Consider the following 20,308-nt stretch of genomic DNA (forward strand, 5'->3'; position numbering starts at 1 on the left):
TCTGCGCCAATTTCGTTCGCGCCCACAGGACCCTTCCCATTCCATCCAGCCTCGCCTTCTTCGAACTGATCACCGTGTCCGGCGAAACCGTGGTCACTTCGCTGGCCTTTCCGGAGATGGCGTGGTTGGGCAGCAGCGCGCAGGCGATGGCGCGGCGCATGACGCAGGCGGTGCAGTCGCACCTGATCGACAAGGGCCGCTACCTCGAGGCCGTGCAGGTCAGCGATCCGCCGGCGTTCGAGCGGCACACGCTCGACGTCGACCTCCCGGGCGGCAGCGACGCGGTGCTGCACCCGCCGCGCCGCAGTCGCCATGTCGCGTTCCTGTCGAGCGGCCCGGCGAACACGCCTTGCATCGGCTACGTGCCCGCACTGGGTGTCGTCGCGCTCGCCGAGGCGGAGCGCCTGCGTGAAGCGGTGATCGAGGCCATCGTGCTCGAGCACCGCCGCACCGGCCGGCAGACCGATGTGCGGCGCCAGGTGGCGGCCCAGTGGTTCGAGCAGATCGAGCTGTCGCAGCTGCCGCTGGACCTCGTGTTCCACAGCGCCGAGGCCCTGCGCCGGCTGCAGGACGAACGCGCCAAGCCGCTGCTCCCCACGGTGGCCGACGAGATGAACACCGGCGCCTTGCGCACCGCTGTCGGGCTGGCCGCGCCGCTGACGGCGCTGCAGCGCGCGGCGGAAGGCCGCTTTGCGCGCAGCGTGCTGGTCGTGGGCGCCGAAAGCAGCGGCAAGACGGCGCTGATCCACCAGTACGCGCGCGAGCGGCGCGACCGCGCGGCCGGTTCGCCCTGGGAGACCAGCGCGGCGCGGCTCATCCAGGGCCTGACGCGCGACGGCAGCTGGCAGCAGGCACTGACCACGCTGTGCCGCGAGCTGGCCACGCGCGAGGTGATGCTGTACGTGGGTCACCTGGCCGAGCTGTTCGAGGTCGGCCAGTACCAGGGCAACAGCGTCAGCCTGGGCGACGCCTTGCGTGAGCCGCTGTCGCGCGGCCAGTTGATGCTGCTGGCCGAGGCCACGCCCGCCGAGCTCTCGCAGATCGACCTGCGCAGCCCCGGCTTTTCGGCCCTGTTCCAGCCGGTGCGCCTGCCCGAACTTCCCGAGGCCGAGCAGGAGCGCACGATGCTCACCGCGGTGGCCGCGCTCGCGGCGGAGCATCGCGTGGAAGTTTCACCGGATGCGGTGGCCGAGCTGATCGCGCTGCAGCGGCGCTTCTCGCCGTACTCGGGCTTTCCGGGCAAGGGCATCCGCTTCTTCGAGGAGCTGATCCTGCACGCGCGCGGCCAGCCGAACGCGGTGATCGGCCGCGACGACGCGCTCGCCGCCTTCTGCGCCGAAACCGGCATGCCGCGGCGCATGCTTGATGCGCGCCTTCCGCTGTCGCTGGACGAAGTCGACGGCTTCTTCCGCCGCCGCCTGTTCGGCCAGCCCGAGGCGCTGTCGGTGGTGACGAACCTGCTCGTGGCCACCAAGGCCGGGCTCGCGCGCGGCGGCAAGCCGATCGCGTCGATGCTGCTGATCGGGCCGACCGGCGTGGGCAAGACGGAAACAGCCAAGGCGCTGGCCGAGTTCATGTTCGGCGACCCGCGCCGCATGATCCGCATCGACATGAGCGAATACGCCGACCCGGCGGCCGTGCTGCGCCTGCTCGGCGACCTGGGCGGCGACGAGGGCGTGCTGATCGGCGCGGTGCGGCGCCAGCCGTTCTCGGTGGTGCTGTTCGACGAACTCGAGAAGGCCCACCCCAGTTTCTTCGACCTGCTGCTGCAGGTGCTGGGCGAGGGCCGGCTGACCGGTGGCGACGGCCTCACCGCCAACTTCTGCGGCAGCTTCGTGGTGATGACGTCGAACCTGGGCGCGAGGTGATGCAGCGCACGCCCATGGGCCTGGGCGCGGTGCGCGGCGATCCGCGAACGCACTTCGAGCAGGCGGTGCAGCAGGCCTTTCGCCCCGAGCTGTTCAATCGCATCGATCACATCGTGCCCTTCGCCGCCTTGTCGGCGGCCGAGCGCGCGCCGATCTTCGGGCGCGAGACGCTGCTGATGCGCCAGCGCGAAGGCCTGCTCGAACGCAGTGCCGAGCTGACGATCGACGACGACGTGGCCACCCGCCTTGCCGCGCTGCCCGGCGACGAGCGCTACGGCGCGCGCGACGTGCAGCGCGTGCTGCGCCGGCACCTGTTGCTGCCGCTCGCGCATGCGCTGTCGCCGCACGCCTACGTCACGCCGCTGGCCGTGCGGATCGACGCCGGCCAGCCGCTGGGCGTGCGCGTCGACCCGCTGCAGCGCCCCATCGACAACACGCCGCTGCTGACCGCCGACGCATTGGCCGATGCACGCCGCCACTGGCAGCGCGTGACCGAAGGCCCGCTCTTCGTGAACCTGGTGAACCAGGTGTTCCGCCTCGACGACGAGCGGCGCCGCTACGAAAAGAAGCGCCGCAACGCACCCCATCTGCCGCACTGGGACGGCACGCCGTCCGCCCACCGCGCCCGCACCCTGACCGCCGTGCAGCAGCGGGCGCACGGCCTGTTCGCGGAAATCATGGAGCTCGAGGGACAAGCCCTGCTGGCGCTGATCGGCGAGTCGGAAGCGCCGCCCGACCTTGCCGCGTGGCGCGCGCACTTCACGGCGTTCAAGCAGCAGGCGTTCCACGCGGTGCGGCCCGACAGCGGCGTCTGCACTGTCGGCCTCTATGCCGCGCCCGCGCTGGCCACAAGCTTGCACGATGCGTGGTGCGAGCTGGCCGCGCTCGCGGGCCTCGAGTTCCGCTCGCAGGTGGTGCGGCTCGGCGACGAGCCCCGCAAGCAGGCGCCGCCCGTCGACGCCGAGGCGCGTGACGAAAAGCGCGACGAAAAGCGCGACGACAAGCGCGAGGAAAAAAGCGAAGACGAAACACCGCCCAGCCCCTACCTGAAGTTTCCGTGGCCGCAGGCATCAGGCCGCAAGAGCCTGATCGTCGGCTTCGAGATCGAACTCAAGGGCCCCGCGGTGTTCGACTACTTCCGCCAGGAGAGCGGCGTCTGGCGCATCTGGGTCGGCGACCGCAACAAGTCCGACGCCTGGGTCTCGGTGCGCAACGACACGCTCTCCGGTTTCGAGACACCCCACAACGTGCACCGACAGCATTTCTTCGACAGCCGGCCCGTGCACCGCTTCCTCAGGGACGGCATCCTGGCCGCGCAGCAGGCCGACTGGCGCAGCCCGTTCCCCGACGCACCCGCATGGAAGCGCGCGCTCGACGCCCAGTTCGACACGCTGATGGACCGCATGCTGCTCGGGGAGGACGACTGATGAGCGGACGCGGCAGCCTGCGCATTCCGGTCTTCGTCACGCACCGCAAGGAAGCGGGCTACCGGCTGCGCTGCCTGTTCCTGCCCGAGATCGACGCAACGGCCGCGCGCTACGAGGTGGCGCTGAACAAGCTGCGCCAGGCCATCGTGCATCACTTCCTCGGCACGCGCAGCACGCGCGCCACGCTCGACGAGCGCCTGTGGCTCAGCTTCGCGCCCGAGTTGCGCTTCGAGCTCGTGCCGCTGGGTTTCGACAGCGGCCGTCGCTGGGTCGAGGGCGCATTCGCCGCGGCGCACTTCACGATCGACGGACGCCGCTACGCCTGCCTGCCGCAGCTCGACGGCCTGGTGGCCGACCTCGGCGAATCGCACCTGGACAAGGCCGAGCGTACCGAGCGGCTGGTCGCCGGCATCCAGGCCTGGTTCCGCGAGCAGCGCAAGGAGCGGGGCGACGCCTTCGACCCGCTGCGCTACCTGGCCGCGCCGAACGACGAACTCGGCGAGCTCGAAATCTCGATGCACCTGGCGCAAGGGCGCTTTCCGTTCGAGAGCGAGCACGACCTGCGCACCGCGATGCGCGACGACGGCATAGGCGACGGCCCCACCGAGATGGCGCGCGCCGCCGTCGACCTGAACGATCTCTACCCGGACGGACTGACCCGGGCCATCCTGCGCGACGACGCGATCGAGGAACTGGGCCGCGCGATCTACCGGCCCGACGGCGGCGCGGGGGCCATCGTGCTCGTCGGCCCGCGCGGAGCCGGCAAGACGGCGCTGGTGCACGGCGCGCTGCAACGCTTCATGGTCTGCGAGACCGGTCGCGACCGCGCCAAGCTGCAGAAGATCTGGCAGCTCGATCCGATGCGCGTGATCTCCGGCATGAGCGTGATCGGCCAATGGCAGCGCCGCATGGCCGTGCTGCTGCAGCACCTGCAGTTCCGCCTGCGCGACGATTTCCGCATCGCCAAACCCGACCACCTGTACTGCGACAACCTCGTCGCGCTGCTCGCGATCGGCAAGAGTTCGCAGAACACGCTGACGCTGGCCGACGTGCTGCGCCCGCTGCTCGAGAAACGCGCCTTCACCATGATCGGCGAAGCCACGCCCGAGGCCTGGCAGAAGGTGCAGCAGCGCGACCGCCGCTTCGCGGAGCTGTTCCGCGTGATCCGCGTGGAGCCGCCGTCGCGCGCGGCGGCCATCCGCATGGTGGGCTGGCGCCGCGCCGAACTGGAGCGGCAGCACGAGTGCCGCATCGGCGCCGGCGCGGTGGCCGAGCTGCTGAAGATGGAGCGCCGCTTCGCCGCCGACGAGGTGCTGCCGGGCTCCGCGATCCGCGTGCTCGACCGGCTCGCCGTGCGTCATGCGCGCGGCGAGGTCGGCCGCGCCGAAGTGCTAGCCGCGTACACCGCCGCGTACCACTTCCGCGAGAAGCTGTTCTCGCGCCAGGTCGGCCTGGCCCCGGCCGAAGCCGCGGCGCATTTCGCGGCGCGGCTGATCGGCCAGCCCGAGGCGCGCGCGCAGCTGGTCGACGTGGTCGCGCTCATCAAGTCCGGCCTGGCGGCGCCGGGCAAGCCGCTGTCGTCGCTGCTGTTCATCGGCCCGACCGGCGTCGGCAAGAGCGAGGCGGCCAAGCTGCTGGCCGACTTCCTGTTCGAGGACGAAGGCGGGCTGGTGCGCTTCGACATGAACGAGTACGTCGACGGCGACGCCGCCGGCCGCCTGATCGGCGATGCCTACCGTCCCGACGGCCAGCTCACCGCCGCCGTGCGCCAGCGCCGCGCCTGCGTGCTGCTGCTCGACGAGATCGAGAAGGCGCATCCGTCGGTGCACGACCTGCTGCTGCAGGTGCTCGGAGAAGGCCGGCTGACCGATGCACTGGGGCGCACCACCGACTTCTCGCAATGCGTGGTCGTGCTGACCTCGAACCTGGGTGCCAGCGCGGCGAGTCGCCACACCGGCTTCGTGCGGCAGGAGGCCGATGCGGCCCACACCTACCGCGAGGCGGTCGAGCGCTTCTTCCGGCCCGAATTCCTGAACCGCATCGACCAGGTCGTCGGCTTCACGCCGCTGGGCGCGGACGACATCGCGGCCATCGCCCGGCTGCAACTGGAGCGCGTGCTGGCACGCGACGGCTTCGTGCGCCGGCTGACGTTCCTGAACGTGTCGGCGCAGGCGCTGGACCATCTGGCGCGGCTTGGCCACGACGAGACGCTCGGCGCGCGGGCGCTGAAGCGCGGCATCGAGCGCGCGCTGACGCAACCCATCGCGCAGCGGCTCGCGGCGTCGCACAGCGGCCAGCCGATGCTGCTGGACGTGGCCTTCGGCGAGGGCGCGCTGACCACCCGCGCCACCGTGCTCGACTACGCCGCGCGGCGCGCGGTCCCGCTGCCGGAAGACACCGGCTCGGCCGCCGGCTACCAGGCGCTGGCCGCCGTCGCCGATGCGCTGCGCGAGCGCCTGCGCGCGCAACTCGACGCGGCACCGGCCGAGGCCGAAGCACTGGCGCTGCGCGCGCTGCAAGTGCGGCTGGACCCGCTGCGCGAAGTGTTGGCACGCCGCAGCTGGGATCTGGCGGAGCGCCGCATCGCACCGGGACGCGCAGTCAAGCAGAACCAGCCACGGCCGCGCGAATGGCGCGCGACGGGCCACCAGCAGGTGCTCGACGACTTGGTGGCGCAGCAGGACATCCGCGACTTCTTCGAGCAGCTGTTCGCGGGCGCATCGCCCCTGCGCGGCATGGACACCGAACTCGTGCGCTGGCAGCTCGAGATCGACCTGCTCGCCAGCCGCGCCGACAGCCTCGGCCGGCACGGCATCGAGCGCGTGGCCGTGGAGATCCTGCCGCTGCAGACCGGCGCCGGCGAGGCCGCCGTGCAGACCGCGTGGGCCGACTACGCGGCGCTGATCGCACAGCTCGACCTGCACGAACTGCCGTCGCCGCGCGCGGCGTGCGCTGCTTCGAAGGCATCGGCCTGCGCGATGCGTTCGCCGGGGAATGCGGCATCCACCTCTGGTACGCCGGCGACGACCGGCCGCTGCCGCTGGCGGTGCGGCTGCTGCCCGCGTCGGAGGATGCGGATGCCGATGCGGTCGCCTTGCCGCTGCCCACCGAGATCGTGCGGCTGCGCCTGGAGCCCGCGCGCCCCGGCGACCACCGCCGTCTGACCGACCTGCGCTCCGGCCGGGTGCGCAAGTTCAGCGGCCCGCTCACCGAAGAAGACTGGCGCCTGCTGCTGTGGGACGCCCGCGCCGCGGCGCGCGCACCCGCCGCGCAGGACTGAACGAGAAAAGACCCGCATCCGCATGGCCACGCTTTCGTACCCCCTGGTGTGCTGGCAGCTCGACGACACGTCCGTCTGCGGCCTCTTGCTCGGCACCGACTTCCAGGTGATCGAGCGCAACGCGCGCCGCGTGAAGGCCGCGCTGGCCGAGACCCTGCAGCGCGAACGCGAGCGCGACGGCTATGTGCCCGAACCCGACATCGGCAACGCGCGGCTCAAGCTCGTGCACGTGTCGGTGAACCTCGCGCACCGCACCGACAAGGGCAGCTTTCCGGTGCCCCGCGCCGCCGATTTCCACGTGGCCGCCGTGTTCGGCGAGAACGAGGAAGACGCTACGCCAAGTGCTACCTGCCCTGGCTCGACCAGAGCTTCTACTACTACGACGACGCACAGCTGCCGGTGCTGATCGAGCACTACACACGCGAATGCCTCGACGGCATTTCGCCCGAGGCCGCGCAGCGCTTCCTGATGCCCGCCGCGCCGTGGCTCGACCAGATCGACGTGCGGCGCGACGACAAGGCCACGCACCGGCAGCATGTGCCGCGCCACCTGCGCGAGGCCTGCACGCAGCTCGACGCCGTGGCCGACCGCCTGCCCGAGACCGGCGCGCGCCGCGGCCTGCATGTGTTTCCGGAAGTGGCGTGGGAGCAGGGCGCGCTGGTCGACGAGATCGCGGCGCGGCTCGCGCGCGGCGGCAACCTGCTGCTCGTCGGCGAGCCCGGCGTGGGCAAGAGCGTGGTGATCCTCGAGGCGATCCGCAAGGCGCACCGCCTGACCGCCGCGCGCGACGCGCCGCCGACCTTCTGGCGCAGCCATGCCGAGCGGCTCGTCGGCCGCGCGAAGTACCTCGGCGAATGGCAGGCGCTGTGCGACCGCACGGTCGAATGGCTGGACATGACCAGCGGCCTGCTGTGGGTGACCGACTTCGTGAACCTGCTGCAGATCGGCGGCGAGAGCCCCGAGGACTCGATGGCCGCCTACCTGCTGCCGGCGCTGCGCCGCGGCACGCTGCGCCTGGTCGGCGAGGCCAACCCCAGCGAGCTCGAGATCGCGCGACAGCGGCTGCCGGGGTTCATCGACTGCTTCGAGACCCTGCGCCTGCCCGAAATGGACAGCATGCGCGCGCGCCGCGTGCTCGACCTGTTCGCGGGCCATGCGAAGAACGCGCTATCGATCGACATCGAGCGGCCGGCGCTGGACACCGCCTACCGGCTGCTGAACCGCTACGTGCGCTACGACCGCTTCCCGGGCAAGGCCGTGCGCTTCTTCGGCGACTGCGTGCGCGAGGCCATCGCCGCGCAGGCGGACGTGGTGACGGAGACCGCGGCCATCGCGCATTTCGCGAAAAGCACCGGCCTGCCCGAGAGCTTCCTGCGCGACGACCAGCCGCTGGACGACACGCAGGTGCACGACTTCTTCGCGCGGACGCTGTTCGGCCAGGACGCGGCCATCGGCCATCTGAAGGACGTGGTCTACCTGTTCAAGGCCGGGCTGAACGACCCCGCCAAGCCGATCGCCACGCTGCTCTTCGCCGGCCCGACCGGTGTCGGCAAGACGGCGGCGGCCAAGGCGCTGGCGCGCTACTTCTTCGGCGCGGGCGGTGGCGCGGACCCGCTGTTCCGCATCGACATGAGCGAGTTCCAGCACGCGTTCCAGATCGCGCGGCTGATCGGCACGGGCACGCGGCCCGGCAAGCTGGTGGAGCATGTGCGGCAGCAGCCGTTCTCGGTCGTGCTGCTCGACGAGATCGAGAAGGCCGACGCTCGGTGTTCGACCTGCTGCTGACGGTGCTCGACGAAGGCCGGCTGCGCGACAGCCGCGGCCGCCTGACGGACTTTCGCAGCACCGTGATCGTGATGACCACCAACCTGGGCGTGCGCCACGGCGCGTCGCTGGGGTTCGGCGAAACGGCGGGCGGGGACAACGTGGTGCACGACATCCGGCAGTTCTTCCGGCCGGAGTTCTTCAACCGCATCGACCGCGTGGTGCCGTTCGCGCCGCTGTCGCGCACGGCCATCGAGGCCATCGCGGTGCAGGAGCTGGAAGCGATCGCGCAGCGCGAAGGGCTGGTGCGCCGGGGCGTGCGCCTGAAGTTCGCGCCCGAGGTGATCGCGTTCGTGGCGGACAGGGGGTTCAGCCCGAAGTACGGCGCCCGGCCGCTGCAGCGCGCGGTCGAGCAGCACGTGGTGGCGGCGGTGGCGCGCACGATGTTCGGGCCGGTGGCCGACGGGGCTTGCCTGGACGTGCTGCTGCTGGACGGGGCGGTCGTGGCGAAAACCGCCGGCGGTTGAGCGTCAGCGCTGCTGGGGGCAGCCCAGCCTGAACTGCCGGTCGCGCGTGCGCTGCCGGTCCTGGCGCAGGTCGTCCTGCGAATACGCGCCTTGCGGCTGCCGCCCGACGGCATCGATCCACTTGATGTGTTCGGCCAGCCCGGCGCACTCGGCCATGCCGTCCACGGCGTTCTGCGCAACTTGCCGTTCGTACCGGTGCTGTTGCGCGGCGATGGCGGCGTTGTCCCGTATCGATGCTTCTCGTGCTTCCACGCTCATGCCGTCCGCGATGTTCACGTCGCGCCGCAGGCGGACCGTGGTGGCGCGCGATCCCTCGGGGCATGGGCCATCCGAATAGGCGGCTTTGCCGGAAGGGGTCAGGCACTTAGTCACCTCGAAGGTGTCTGGCCCGGTCGCGTCAGGCGATGTCGGAAGCGGAGAGGGCGCGGGCCGGGCGACCTGCGCAGGCGGCGCGCCGCGTGAAGACGGCGCCGCCATCGGCGCATCGGATGGCCGCGCGGCGCGTTGTTGTCCCAACAGCCACTCCGCGCCCAGATAGAACAGGTACACCGTCAGCACAGCCAAGGCCAACCACAACAACCAATGCCGCTCCGGCTTGGGCCGCAGGCCTTGCTCCCAGGCACTCATCGCCTCGCGGCGTTCGCGCATCGGGTCGTGGTCGTCGTCGGGCTTCATGAGGCCGCAGTATCCACGGCCCGCCCCCCGGGGGCTCGTGTCGGAGCGACGCTTCAGCGCCGGGGCGTCCCCCAGTTCCCCGCCTGCAACACCCCCGCCAGCCTGGCGGCCCCACCCGTCCCGCTCGCCGCCCGCCCGATCAGCGCACCGCCCGCGGCCCCCGCCGCGATGCGCGCCAGAAACGACCGGCTGCGTCCCGCCGCCAGCAGCAGCAACACGCCTGCGCCCAGCACCACGAGGTGCTCACCGGGGTAGTCCGCCCGCTGGGCGTCCACGCGCTTGAACTCGTTGATCGTCGATTCGATGGTCATGGCCGAAGCTCCTTTTCCGTAGTTCAGCCCTTCTTAGCCCTCCGCGCGATGCACCGCTGTAGGCCTGGGCCATGCACCCGTGCGGAATCCGCCACCAAAACGCGCCCCGACAGGCCGGATCAGGGTTTCCGTGGAGTCTGTTAGCAAATGTGGCTTGCGTGGCCGTCACACGGGCGTCACCAGCTATGAAAACAATAGCATTCACCTTTCGAGCGAGGATCGTTCCTCGTAAACGCTATATCTAGCCCGACTCTTGCTAAGCAAAATCCTCGTCGGATTTCACGTTACGCAAGATCGAGGACCACACAGCAATGAACCCTAAGCGTTTCCGCCGGCCCGTGGCCGTGCTGGTATTGGGCGGCGCAGCAGCACTCCTCGGGGCCGTGACTTCGGCCCATGCGTTCTCGAATCCGCCCATCCAGGTGGCGCAGGGCATCGAATACATGTCGGGCGGCTCCGCCAAGGACGAGGCCGCCTTCATGGAAATGGTGTCGCCCCGCTGGGCCGCGACCATCGAATTCGGCGTGAGCGACGGCAAGGGCGCGCAGCAGCCCGGCTTCCCGGCCAAGGCCTCGATCGAGGTGCGCCAGAAGTACACCGGCCAGCCGATCATGAGCGTGCAGACACAGGCGCCCTACATGCTGGCGCGCCTGAATCCTGGCGCCTACGACGTGAACGTGACGCTGGGCGGCCTGACGCTCACGCAGTCGCTGGTGGTGATCGCCGGCGTGCCGGCGCGTGCCTCGTTCGTGTGGCCGTCGAACTTCGACATGGCCTCGGTCACGCCGCCGCTGCCGCAGGCGCTGGCGCAGACCGCCTCGAACACCCGCTGATAAAAAAGAAGAAAAGAAGCGCACGCGCGCATGGCGGCGCGCGCTTCGGTCAGCCTTTCCTAAGTCGCGCCCCGCAAAGTGGCGCGGTGGCTACTCGCCACGACGATCAGGAAAGGACCCAGACCATGACTTCCCGCTTTTCACCCTCGCGCATGCGGCCCCTGGCGGCCGCGCTGCTGTGCGGTGCCGTGCTGCTCGGCGCGTTCTCGTCGGCGCAGGCCGCGGTGAACCCGCCGATCTACATGACGCACGGCGTCGAGTACATGAGCGGCGGCATCGGCAGCGACGAAGCCCAGCTGATGGAAACGGTGTTGCCCCGCTGGCCCGCGAGCTTCGAGTTCGCGATCAAGGACCACAAGGGCGCCGAGTTCGCGGCCAACGTGCATGTGACGGTGCGCGACAGCAGCGGCGTCGCGCTGCTGGACAACGTGGTGTCGGGCGGCCCGTTCATGGTGGCCCGGCTCGACCCAGGCAACTACGAGGTCGAGGCCCGTCTGGGCAGCCAGGTGCTGAAGCAGCAGCTGCGCGTGCCGCAGGGCGCGTCCGCCAAGGCGACCTTCGTCTGGCCGGCGGGCACCGACATGGCTTCGGCCGGCACGCGCGCGGTGCAGTAACCCGCGAAAGTGGGCGCCGGCACCGCATGCCGCCGGCGCCGATTTTCGGGCGACGGTCGGGCCTACAACGCCCGCTATCCGGGCGCCGACGCTATAGAAAAAATAGCGGCTTGCGCGCCTTCGGGTGCCTTGAATGCGCGGCATGCGCCTTGCAGATGGTGTATCCCGGGCAGTGCCCGATCCCATTGCCCCGATGCCGATCCGTCCCCTGAGCGCGCTGACCGCGCTGCTGCACGTCTACATTGCGCTGCGCCTGCTGCCCGCGCTGGCCGTGCTCACGCCCGCGTGGCCGTTGGCGCTGCTTGCGCTGGCGGTGTCGGCGGTCACCATTCCCCTGCCTTTCCTGTCTCGCCGCATCGAGCGCAATGCTTCGACGGGCGAAGTGCTCAAGTGGGTCGGGCTGATCAGCATGGGCTGGTTCTCGTCGGTGTTCGTGCTGACGCTGGCGCGCGACGCGGGCCTGCTGCTCGCATGGCTGGCCAGCGCGCTGGGCGGGCTGCAGGTGCCGTGGGGCACGCTGCGCCCCTGGACCGCGCTGGCGGTGCTGGCCATGGCCACGGCCACCTCGGCGATCGGTTTTCTCAACGCGCGGCGCACGGCGGGCGTGAAGCGGGTGGAAGTGCCGATCCGCGGGCTGCCGCAGGCGCTGGAGGGCTTCACGATCGCGCAGCTCAGCGACATCCATGTGGGGCCGACCATCAAGAGCGGCTACATCCAGCGCATCGTCGACGCGGTCAACGGGCTGGGCGCCGACACCATCGCCATCACCGGCGACCTGGTGGACGGCAGCGTGCCCGAGCTGCGCGAGCACATCGCGCCGCTGGCCGGGCTGCGCGCGCGGCACGGCACTTTCGTCGTCACCGGCAACCACGAGTACTACGCGGGCGCGCACGCCTGGATCGACGAGTTGCGCCGCCTGGGCATGAAGGTGCTGCTGAACGAGCACGTGGTGCTGCAGACGCGCAACGTGCGCGGCGCGCAGACCGACGAAGAGCTGTTCGAAAGCGCGCTGGTGCTGGCCGGCGTGACCGACTTCACCGCGGGCCATTTCGACGCAGCCCACGCCAGCGACCCGCACCTGGCGCTGTACGACGCGCCGCCGCTGGTGCACACGCGCGTGCTGCTGGCGCACCAGCCGCGCAGCGCGCCGCTGGCGGCGGCCGCCGGCTACCAGCTGCAGCTGTCGGGCCACACGCATGGCGGCCAGTTCTTTCCGTGGAACCTGTTCGTGCCGATGCAGCAGCCGTTCACGGCGGGGCTGCACCGCCTGCACGACATGTGGGTCTATGTGAGCCGGGGCACCGGCTATTGGGGCCCGCCGAAGCGTTTTGGCGCGCCCTCCGAAATCACGCTGCTGACGCTGGTGCCGGCCAAGGCCTGAGGGCCCTGCAAGCCCAGCGCGGCTTTTTTATCAGGCCTCGAGGTCGGCCAGGCGCCGCGCGTTCGACGTGGCGGCCGCGTGGATGGGCGCCAGGCCTTCGCGCGCGATGTGCACCGCCAGGCCCGACAGCTGGCTCGCCGCGCTCACCGTGCCCGCGGCCGACTGCGCCAGCGCGTCGCCGTGCGCCGCGGCCTGTGTCGGCGTGACGCTGCCGGCCAGCAGGAAGAACGCCGTCGTGCCCTGCACCCACTGCTGCAACACCCGGCCGGCCAGCGAGAGGTGCGTGCTGTGCCACTGCCTGGCCATCGCCATGCCCGACTCGCTCGCGGCCGCGAGCTTCTCGTGGCCCATGAGCTGGAACTCCGCGAGGTCGTCCGCGCTGGGCGCGAGCCCGGCCTTGGCGATGCGCTCGGTGCGCATGCGGATCACGGAGCCGGAGGACAGCAGCATCTCCTGGGTCTTGAGCGCCAGGTCGATCCACTGCGTGAGCGGATGGGCCAGACCAGGGGCGGCGATGGAAGATGACGACGACATGATGGGGAGTGCGCGAGGACGCGCTTGGAGGAGGTCGGACCACTATAGGCCTGGCCGGTTGCAATTGCTGCAGTGCAACAAATTGAAGCCTGTATTTTGTCGATCAAGTCCTACTTTTCGATGTGGAAACTACGTGCCGGGCCGTACCCGCGCGCAGCCGCCTGGCGCGCACTTCCGTGAGCAGGTAGCCCAGCGTCGCCACCACCAGCGGCAGCAGGTAATACAGGCCCCGGTACGCCAGCAGCGCGCCCAGCAGCGTGGCTTCCGGCACCTGGTGCGCGAGCAGCGCCACGAACACCGCCTCGAGCACGCCGAGCCCCGCGGGCACGTGCGTGATCACGCCGGCCACCGCCGCCACCAGCAGCACCGCCAGCACGTGCGGATAGCCGACCGCGCCCTGCAGCAAGAACCAGATCACGCCTCCGATCAGCGACCAGTTGGCGCACGACATCGCCAGCTGCAGCAGCGCCATCGCGAGCCCCGGCGTCCTGAACGCGTGGCCGCGCACGCGCCACACACGCCCCTTGGCAACGGCGCACAGCAGCACATAGGCCAGCGCCACCATCCACAGCACCGCGCCCAGGATGCGCAGCCCCTCGTTGCCGATCTTCCAGCCCGGCGGCAGCGCCAGCGGCCAGAAGCAGAAGGCCACGCCCGCCACCAGCAGGTAGCCGACCCAGTTGGTGAGCATGCTGAAGCCCAGCACGCGCGTGATGGTCTCGTTGCCCAGCCCGAGCCGCGAATAGAGCCGGTAGCGAAACGCCACGCCGCCCACCAGCGAGCCCAGGTTGAGGTTGAAGGCGTAGCTGATGAAGGTCACGCCCATCACCGTGCCGGTGCCCAGCCGGTGCCGCGTGAGATGCCGGCCCAGCAGGTCATACGTGCTGTAGAGCGCGAAGCTGCAAGCCACCAGCGCGCCCGCCGCGAGCAGCGTGGTGGCGGGCAGCGCGCGAATCGCGTCGAGCACCTCGTCCCAGTCGACGGTGCGCGCCTGCCGCACCAGCAGCCACGCAATCAGCGCGAAGAAGCCCCACACCGCCGCGCGGCGGGCCCAGGGCCACCAGGACTGGCGGGAGAGGGCCATCGCGCTCATTGCCGCCCCGGCTCAGGCGGCTTCCGTCTGCGTGGCGCCGCCGGTCGGCTGGCTGGTGCCGGTGTCGCGCCGGCTCGCGAGCTCGGTGGCCTCGGCCGGCGTGAGGCGCGGCACATGGCGCGGCAACGGCCGAGCAGGGCCGGATACCAGCGCAGGATGTGGAACACGAAGAAGCTGCGCACCAGCCGCCAGCCGCTCCATTCGCTCGCGAGGTCGGCGGTGGCTATCTGCTTGCAGCTGTGCTGCATCAGGCGGTCCATGCGCTCCCACAGCACGTTGTTGAACGCCGTGTCGCGCACGATCACGTTCGACTCCAGGTTGAGCGACAGGCTCAGCGGGTCGAGGTTGCTCGAGCCCACGGTGCTCCATTGGTCGTCCATCAGCGCGACCTTGCCGTGCAGCGGGCGGTCGCAGTATTCGTAGATGCGCACGCCCGCGTGCAGCAGGTGGTGGTACAGCATGCTCGCGGCGGTCTTGACGATCGGCATGTCGGGCTCGCCCTGCAGGATCAGCCGCACGTCGACCCCGCGCCGCGCCGCGCGCCGTAGCTCCTTGATGAGCCGGTAGCCCGGAAAGAAATACGCGTTGGCGATCACGATGCGCTCGCGCGCCGCGCGAATGGCGGCGCGGTACTGCTGCTCGATGTCGTTGGTGTGGCGCCGGTTGTCGCGCGTGACGAACATCGCGTCGGCCTCGCCGGCCGCCTCGCGCGTCGCGTGCGGCACCTGCCTGAGCCGGCGCCGGAACCAGCCCGCGCCCTTGCCGCCCAGCGCGATGGCGCGCAGCACGAACTGGTGGATCTCGGCCACGATCGGCCCGTGCAGCTCCACCGCATAGTCCTGCTTGGCCTTGGGCCCGAAGTCGAGCAGGTGGTCCGCCGAATAGTTGATGCCGCCCACGAACGCGCGCTCACCGTCGATCACCACGATCTTGCGGTGCATGCGGCGGAACACGTTGAGCCGCTTGCCCAGGAAGCGCTGGCCGGGGTCGAACACGCGCACCTTGACGCCCGCCGACGTCAGCCCCTCGATGAACTCGCGCGACAGGTCGGGCGAGCCGAAGCCGTCGATCATCAGGTCGACCTTGACGCCGCGCAGCGCCGCCTCGCGCATGGCCGCGTGCAGCTGCAGGCCGACCTTGTCCTCGAACAGGATGAAGGTCTCGATGATGGCTTCGCGCTCGGCCGTGCGAATGGCCTCGAACACGCGCGGAAAGAACTCCTCGCCGTTCTCCAGCAGCTCCACGCGGTTGCCGCCGATCCAGTGGTTGTTGTTGTTCATGGCCGAGGCGCTCACAGGTCGATGTCCGCCACCAGCGGGGCGTGGTCCGACAGATGCGACCATGGCCGGCGCGGCAGCACCACGGGCGCATGCACGCCGGCGTTGCGCACGTAGATGCGGTCCAGCGGCAGCACCGGAAAGCGCGCCGGAAACGTCTTGGCCGCGCGGCCGTTGGCGTGCACGAACACCTCGCGCAGCGAAGCGCCTTTTTCGAGCACGTCGTGCGCAAGGCCGCGCCAGTCGTTGAAGTCGCCCGCCACGATCAGCGGCGCGTCCGCCGGCACTTCGTCGCGCACGATGTGGCACAGCAGTTCGAGCTGCTGCTGGCGGTGCGCCTCGGCCAGGCCCAGGTGCGCGCAAATCACGTGCACGTCGACCACGCGGGCCGGCAGCCGCAGCACGCAATGCAGCAGGCCGCGCTTCTCGGGACCGCTTACCGACACGTCGTGATTGCGGAAATGCACGATGGGAAATTTCGAGAGCACCGCGTTGCCGTGGTGCCCCTTGGGATACACCGCGTTGCGCCCGTAGGCGAACTGCGGCCACATGGTGTCGGCCAGGAATTCGTAGTGCGGCGCCTCGGGCCAGTTGCTCACGCGGCGCGAGTGGCGCGAATGGGTGCCCAGCACCTCCTGCAGGAACACCACGTCGGCGCCCACCGTGCGCACGGCATCGCGCAGTTCCGGCAGGATGAACTTGCGGTTCAGCGCCGTGAAGCCCTTGTGGGTGTTCACGGTCATGACCTTCAGCGAGGTCGGCGCGGCGGCGGCGGCGGAAACAGGAGAAGAAGACATCGGTAGACGGGTTGTACGTTGCCCCGCCCACGCCGACTGTAGGAACGCGCCACCTTCTCGCGACCCCTTCGCGCTCGGGCGGCGGGCTCCTACAGGCAGGCCTGCCGCACCCCCACACGGCACCTTTTTGGGGACTCCTACGGTGATTTCAGGGCTTGGAGAAAGCAGCCCGCGTTTTCATCCCTCGACCATCCCTCGATACCGAGACAAGCCACAAGGAGCAAGACACCATGAAGCAGACCACTTTTCACGCTGCGGTTCTCGCCGCGCTGCTGGGCACGGCGGCCATCGCCTCGGCCCAGACCACGTCCATTCCCGCGCAGCCCGACCCGTCGGTCGGCGGCGAGGCCAGCACGATGACGCCGGCCGGCGTGGCCAACCCGCCGCAGCGGCCTGACAACTCGATGCCCGCGTCGCGCGAGTCGGTGAAGGCCGAGGCCCGCGCGCAGAACCGCAACAACGCCAACAGCATGGTGCCCAAGGGCGAGGCCACGACCACCGTCAACCACCAACCCAACGCCATGCCGCGGCCGACCGGCGAGATGTCGCGCGCCGAGGTCAGCCAGACCGGCCGCAAGGTCAAGCCGCAGTTCGGCCAGAAGGGTGAGCGCCCGGACGTGGTGACCAACCCGACCGACAAGACCGGCACGCCGAAGTAGCCGGCACGCACCCACCTGGCGCCGGCATGAAAAAAGCCCGCAACGCTTTCGCGCTGCGGGCTTTTTCGAGGAGCCGCGACCGGTCGGTCAGCTCTTGGTGGCGGGTGCCGGGCCACCATGGTGGCCGTCGGGGCCGCCACGGTGCCAGCGATGGCCGCCGAAGTGCGCGGTCTCGGTGTCGAAGGTCTTCTGCTGGTCAGGCGAGAGCGTGGCGTAGAAGGTCTTCGTGGCGTCGGCGCGCTTGGCGAACATGGCGCTGCGCTCGGCCTGGCGGGTCTGCATGCGCTCCAGGCGTTCCGGCGTGGTCAGCTTGGCGAACTCGGCGCGGTCCATGCGCGGACGCGGGCCGGCGGGCGGTTGCGTCGCGGTGGTGAAGGTGCTCCATGCGCCTTCCTGGGCCGATGTCAGCTTGAGCTTGTCCTTGAGCGCGGCCATGCGCTTGGCGCGGTGCTCCTGCATGCGCGCCATGCGCTGGGCCGGATCCGCGCGCTTGTGCTGCGCCTTGGGGGCGGCAGCGCCGTCGGCCTGGGCCACCGCGGCGGCGGGAGCGGCTGGGGCGGAGGCGGCCGGCGCTTGAGCGAAGGCGCCCGAAGAGGCGAGGGCGGCCGAACCCAGCAGGCTGGCCCAGACGATGCGTTGGCGAAGAGAAATCATGAGAAGTGCTTCCTTTCGAAGAAGCCCGCCGCCGATGGGCAGCAGGTGAGACGAAGTGTGGAAGACCTCTGTATCGCGCCCGTTAGCCCAGCGTGAGCTTGCGTAAAGAATCATGAATCGTCCCCACGGCCCTTTGCCTTACCCGCCGAGCTTGCCGTTCTGGAAGTCGTGCACGGCCTGCTTGATCTGCTCCTGCGTGTTCATCACGAAGGGGCCGTATTGCGCGATGGGTTCGTGCAGGGGCTTGCCCGCGATCAGCAGCGCGCGCGCCGGGCTGTGGTTGGTCGCGCCGGCGCGCAGCACCACGCCGTCGCTGCCCGCGTCGTTGGCCAGGATGGCCATGCGGCGCGTCGGGATCTCGCTGCCGGCGATCCACAGCGATTCGCGGAACACGTAGACCAGCGCGTTGTGGTCGTCCGGCAGCGGCTGCGCGAACTCGGCGCCGGGCGGCAGCGTGATGTCCAGGTACAGGGGCTCGGTGTGTTCGCGCCGCACCGCGCCTTCGATGCCGTGGCTCGCACCGGCGATCACCCGCACGTGCGCGCCGCCGGTGGTGGTGAACTCGGGAATCTCCTCGTTCTGGATGTCGCGATACCAGGGCTCGCGCATCTTGTCTTTGGCGGGCAGGTTGAGCCACAGCTGGAAGCCCTCCATCAGGCCTTCTTCCTGCTCGGGCAGTTCGCTGTGCACGAGGCCGCGGCCGGCGGTCATCCATTGCACGCCGCCGTTCTCGAGCAGGCCTTCGTGGCCGGCGCTGTCGCGGTGGCGCATGCGGCCCGCGATCATGTACGTGACCGTTTCGAAGCCGCGGTGCGGGTGGTTGGGAAAGCCGCCGATGTAGTCGCCCGGGTTGTCGCTGCCGAAAGCGTCGAGCATCAGGTACGGGTCGAGCCGCTTCTGCAGCGGCTGCTGCAGCACGCGGGTGAGTTTGACGCCGTCCCCGTCGCTGGTGGAAACACCGGCCACGATGTGGTCGATGCCGCGCGGCGTGGCGACGGGATCGGTGGGGTGGTTGGCGTGGTGGTTGGCGTTGGTCATGGGGCCATGGTGGCACTAACGCGCCCCCGGCGCCACCCGCGCGCTGTCAGCCGGCGGCTTGAATTCCGGCGAACCAGTTGCCATGAAAGCCGACCGGCACGCGGTGCGGCAGCGAGGCCACGCACACCGGACCCGCCGCGAGCGCGCGCGCGTCGAACACCACGAGGTCGCTGGTGTCGGTGGCGCCGCGCCACACGGTGGCCAACAGCCAGCCGTCGCCTTCTTCCGCATCGGCCGAGCGCGGCACGAACACGCCTTCGGACACCACGTCGGGCGCGGGAAACTGGTAGATGTCGCGGTGCGGCGTGGTGTGGTCGATGTGCACGAGCCCCGCGTACAGGCGCGGCGGTTCGCCGGGCTGCGACACACCCCGGCACACGTACCAGCCGTGGCGGTAGGGCAGGCCGGCCCGACGCTCGTCGATGCGCGGGAACTCGCCCGGAATTTCCTCCAGCGGCGTCTGCGTGAACTCATGCGCGGGGTTCGACAGATCGAACTGCCAGCGCACGAGGCGGCTGATGGGCGGCTTGTCGCTCACGGGCGAGCCGTCGGGCCTGGGAAACAGCGGCGGCGTGGGGAACTGAACCACGTCGGCGAACAGGCTGCCGTCGGCTTCCCACGCGTTCATGCAATGGAAGACGTAGCAGGCCGGGCCGGTCCACCAGACGATGTCGCCCGTGCCGCCGCCGCGCGGCATCAGGCCGACGCGGGTGCCGTACTCGGGCTCCCAGGCGTAGGGCGGGCGGCCGCTCTGCGCGCGTTCCATGCTGGCGGTGAGCGGCATGATCGGGAACATCACGTGGCGCTCGGTCACCATGAAGTCGTGGACCATGCTGGCGTAGGGCGCCTCGAAGCGCTCGAAGCGCGTGACGCGGCCATCGGGCGACATCACGCCGAAGCTCATGCCGTTCGACAGCGGCGCGGGCGTGCCGTAGCCGAAAAACAGCAGCTCGCCCGTCTTCGGGTCGGTCTTGGGGTGCGCGGTGAAGCTGCCTTGCAGGCCGCCGCTGAAATCGGTGGCGCCCAGCGTGTCGAGCGCGGGCAGCGCCATCTCGACCGGCAGGTGCGCCTCTTCCAGCGCGAGCATGCGGCCGGCATGGCCGATGACGTTGGTGTTGGCGGAGCCGTCGTCCTTCAGGTGCTCGCGTTCCTCGCTCGTGAAGGCGATCTGGAAGCCGCCCGAGAGGTCGCGCCCCTCGGTGCCCGCGCGCCAGCGCTGGGTGCGCACCCAGCGGTTGCGGTAGCGCACCTGGCCGTCGCCGATGCTGAACGCGTGCAGCATGCCGTCGCCCGAGAACCAGTGCGCCTTCACATCGGGCACCACCGGGTTGGGACCGTTGCGCACCAGCGTGCCGCGCAGGCCGGCGGGCAGCGTGCCTTTCAGCGGCAGCGGGCCGACCTCCGTCTCGAAACCGATCGGCCCCATGTTGGGCGGCGGGGCATTGCGGGGAATGGCGTCGTTCATCGGGGGCTCCTGGGGTTCGGCGGGTGTCGTTGGTTATCTTTCCAGTGGAAATATCTTCGAGCCCGGTGTCGAAGTCAAGAGATTTTTCCAGTGGTAAGATTTTTGGCCTCC

The 20,308-nt window shown here is 70.2% G+C and carries 19 protein-coding genes and 1 pseudogene; 11 read left to right on the forward strand and 9 right to left on the reverse strand.

The genetic code is table 11. The annotated features are described in order from the left end of the window. Positions 1 to 74 precede the first annotated feature (74 nt). The 7 genes from BMG07_RS44095 to BMG07_RS44910 are packed head-to-tail and all read left to right on the forward strand — an operon-like array spanning position 75 to position 8,866. Positions 75 to 1,868 carry an AAA family ATPase gene (locus tag BMG07_RS44095; RefSeq protein WP_198085305.1) on the forward strand — a complete coding sequence of 598 codons (1,794 nt, stop codon included), beginning with the start codon at positions 75 to 77 and terminating at the stop codon, positions 1,866 to 1,868. Then, positions 1,868 to 3,295, forward strand: a complete 1,428-nt coding sequence (locus BMG07_RS15380; RefSeq protein WP_198085306.1) for a hypothetical protein — start codon at positions 1,868 to 1,870, stop codon at positions 3,293 to 3,295. The genes BMG07_RS44095 and BMG07_RS15380 overlap by 1 nt, the downstream gene beginning before the upstream one ends. Continuing rightward, on the forward strand, positions 3,295 to 6,459 hold the full coding sequence (locus tag BMG07_RS15385; RefSeq protein WP_198085307.1) for an AAA family ATPase: 3,165 nt from the start codon (positions 3,295 to 3,297) through the stop codon (positions 6,457 to 6,459). Before BMG07_RS15380 ends, BMG07_RS15385 begins: the two co-directional genes overlap by 1 nt. Then, positions 6,390 to 6,575: a hypothetical protein gene (locus BMG07_RS15390; protein WP_198085308.1), complete on the forward strand. Its 186-nt coding sequence runs from the start codon at positions 6,390 to 6,392 to the stop codon at positions 6,573 to 6,575. Before BMG07_RS15385 ends, BMG07_RS15390 begins: the two co-directional genes overlap by 70 nt. Before the next feature lie 22 nt (positions 6,576 to 6,597). Then, a complete protein-coding gene (locus BMG07_RS15395) occupies positions 6,598 to 6,981 on the forward strand; it encodes a hypothetical protein (RefSeq protein ID WP_198085309.1) in 384 nt (127 codons plus the stop codon). Continuing rightward, positions 6,975 to 8,360, forward strand: a complete 1,386-nt coding sequence (locus BMG07_RS44905; protein ID WP_198085310.1) for an AAA family ATPase — start codon at positions 6,975 to 6,977, stop codon at positions 8,358 to 8,360. Before BMG07_RS15395 ends, BMG07_RS44905 begins: the two co-directional genes overlap by 7 nt. Continuing rightward, a complete protein-coding gene (locus BMG07_RS44910) occupies positions 8,342 to 8,866 on the forward strand; it encodes an AAA family ATPase (RefSeq protein WP_198085311.1) in 525 nt (174 codons plus the stop codon). The genes BMG07_RS44905 and BMG07_RS44910 overlap by 19 nt, the downstream gene beginning before the upstream one ends. Before the next feature lie 3 nt (positions 8,867 to 8,869). Here BMG07_RS44910 and BMG07_RS15410 read toward each other — a convergent pair whose 3' ends face one another. Both BMG07_RS15410 and BMG07_RS15415 read right to left on the reverse strand, forming a co-directional pair. After that, positions 8,870 to 9,541 carry a hypothetical protein gene (locus tag BMG07_RS15410; RefSeq protein ID WP_198085312.1) on the reverse strand — a complete coding sequence of 224 codons (672 nt, stop codon included), beginning with the start codon at positions 9,539 to 9,541 and terminating at the stop codon, positions 8,870 to 8,872. Between the two features lie 53 nt (positions 9,542 to 9,594). Continuing rightward, positions 9,595 to 9,852, reverse strand: a complete 258-nt coding sequence (locus BMG07_RS15415) for a hypothetical protein (RefSeq protein WP_198085313.1) — start codon at positions 9,850 to 9,852, stop codon at positions 9,595 to 9,597. Between the two features lie 311 nt (positions 9,853 to 10,163). On the opposite strand from BMG07_RS15415, the gene BMG07_RS15420 reads away from it, so the two are divergent. The 3 genes from BMG07_RS15420 to BMG07_RS15430 all read left to right on the forward strand — a co-directional run bounded on the left by BMG07_RS15420 (position 10,164) and on the right by BMG07_RS15430 (position 12,680). Continuing rightward, complete coding sequence (locus BMG07_RS15420; protein ID WP_198085314.1) at positions 10,164 to 10,685, forward strand: hypothetical protein; 522 nt, start codon at positions 10,164 to 10,166, stop codon at positions 10,683 to 10,685. 125 nt (positions 10,686 to 10,810) lie between these two features. After that, a complete protein-coding gene (locus BMG07_RS15425; protein WP_198085315.1) occupies positions 10,811 to 11,299 on the forward strand; it encodes a hypothetical protein in 489 nt (162 codons plus the stop codon). Positions 11,300 to 11,432: 133 nt separating this feature from the next. After that, positions 11,433 to 12,680: a metallophosphoesterase gene (locus BMG07_RS15430; protein ID WP_198085316.1), complete on the forward strand. Its 1,248-nt coding sequence runs from the start codon at positions 11,433 to 11,435 to the stop codon at positions 12,678 to 12,680. Positions 12,681 to 12,710: 30 nt separating this feature from the next. Here BMG07_RS15430 and BMG07_RS15435 read toward each other — a convergent pair whose 3' ends face one another. From BMG07_RS15435 to BMG07_RS15450, 4 genes and pseudogenes are all read right to left on the reverse strand, one after another. Then, the gene (locus BMG07_RS15435; protein WP_198085317.1) at positions 12,711 to 13,214 is read right to left on the reverse strand and encodes a polyhydroxyalkanoate granule-associated phasin; all 504 of its coding nucleotides are present in this window, start codon (positions 13,212 to 13,214) and stop codon (positions 12,711 to 12,713) included. 103 nt (positions 13,215 to 13,317) lie between these two features. Next, positions 13,318 to 14,307, reverse strand: a complete 990-nt coding sequence (locus tag BMG07_RS15440; protein ID WP_198085318.1) for a lysylphosphatidylglycerol synthase domain-containing protein — start codon at positions 14,305 to 14,307, stop codon at positions 13,318 to 13,320. A 12-nt stretch (positions 14,308 to 14,319) separates the two neighbouring features. Beyond that, positions 14,320 to 15,587 (reverse strand): annotated as a pseudogene (gene clsB / locus BMG07_RS15445) (cardiolipin synthase ClsB). An 11-nt stretch (positions 15,588 to 15,598) separates the two neighbouring features. Beyond that, positions 15,599 to 16,381 carry an endonuclease/exonuclease/phosphatase family protein gene (locus BMG07_RS15450; RefSeq protein ID WP_198085320.1) on the reverse strand — a complete coding sequence of 261 codons (783 nt, stop codon included), beginning with the start codon at positions 16,379 to 16,381 and terminating at the stop codon, positions 15,599 to 15,601. 230 nt (positions 16,382 to 16,611) lie between these two features. On the opposite strand from BMG07_RS15450, the gene BMG07_RS15455 reads away from it, so the two are divergent. After that, entirely contained in the window at positions 16,612 to 17,040 is a 429-nt protein-coding gene (locus BMG07_RS15455; RefSeq protein WP_198085321.1) for a serine/threonine protein kinase, read from the forward strand. 87 nt (positions 17,041 to 17,127) lie between these two features. Here the strand turns inward: BMG07_RS15455 and BMG07_RS15460 are convergent, their stop codons facing one another. From BMG07_RS15460 to BMG07_RS15470, 3 genes are all read right to left on the reverse strand, one after another. Beyond that, positions 17,128 to 17,694 carry a Spy/CpxP family protein refolding chaperone gene (locus tag BMG07_RS15460; RefSeq protein WP_198085322.1) on the reverse strand — a complete coding sequence of 189 codons (567 nt, stop codon included), beginning with the start codon at positions 17,692 to 17,694 and terminating at the stop codon, positions 17,128 to 17,130. Between the two features lie 138 nt (positions 17,695 to 17,832). Then, a complete protein-coding gene (locus BMG07_RS15465; RefSeq protein ID WP_198085323.1) occupies positions 17,833 to 18,732 on the reverse strand; it encodes a pirin family protein in 900 nt (299 codons plus the stop codon). 46 nt (positions 18,733 to 18,778) lie between these two features. Next, on the reverse strand, positions 18,779 to 20,197 hold the full coding sequence (locus BMG07_RS15470; protein WP_198085324.1) for a carotenoid oxygenase family protein: 1,419 nt from the start codon (positions 20,195 to 20,197) through the stop codon (positions 18,779 to 18,781). Between the last annotated feature and the right edge of the window lie 111 nt (positions 20,198 to 20,308).

The organism is Variovorax sp. E3 (assembly GCF_016082275.1).
GTDB lineage: Bacteria > Pseudomonadota > Gammaproteobacteria > Burkholderiales > Burkholderiaceae_C > Variovorax.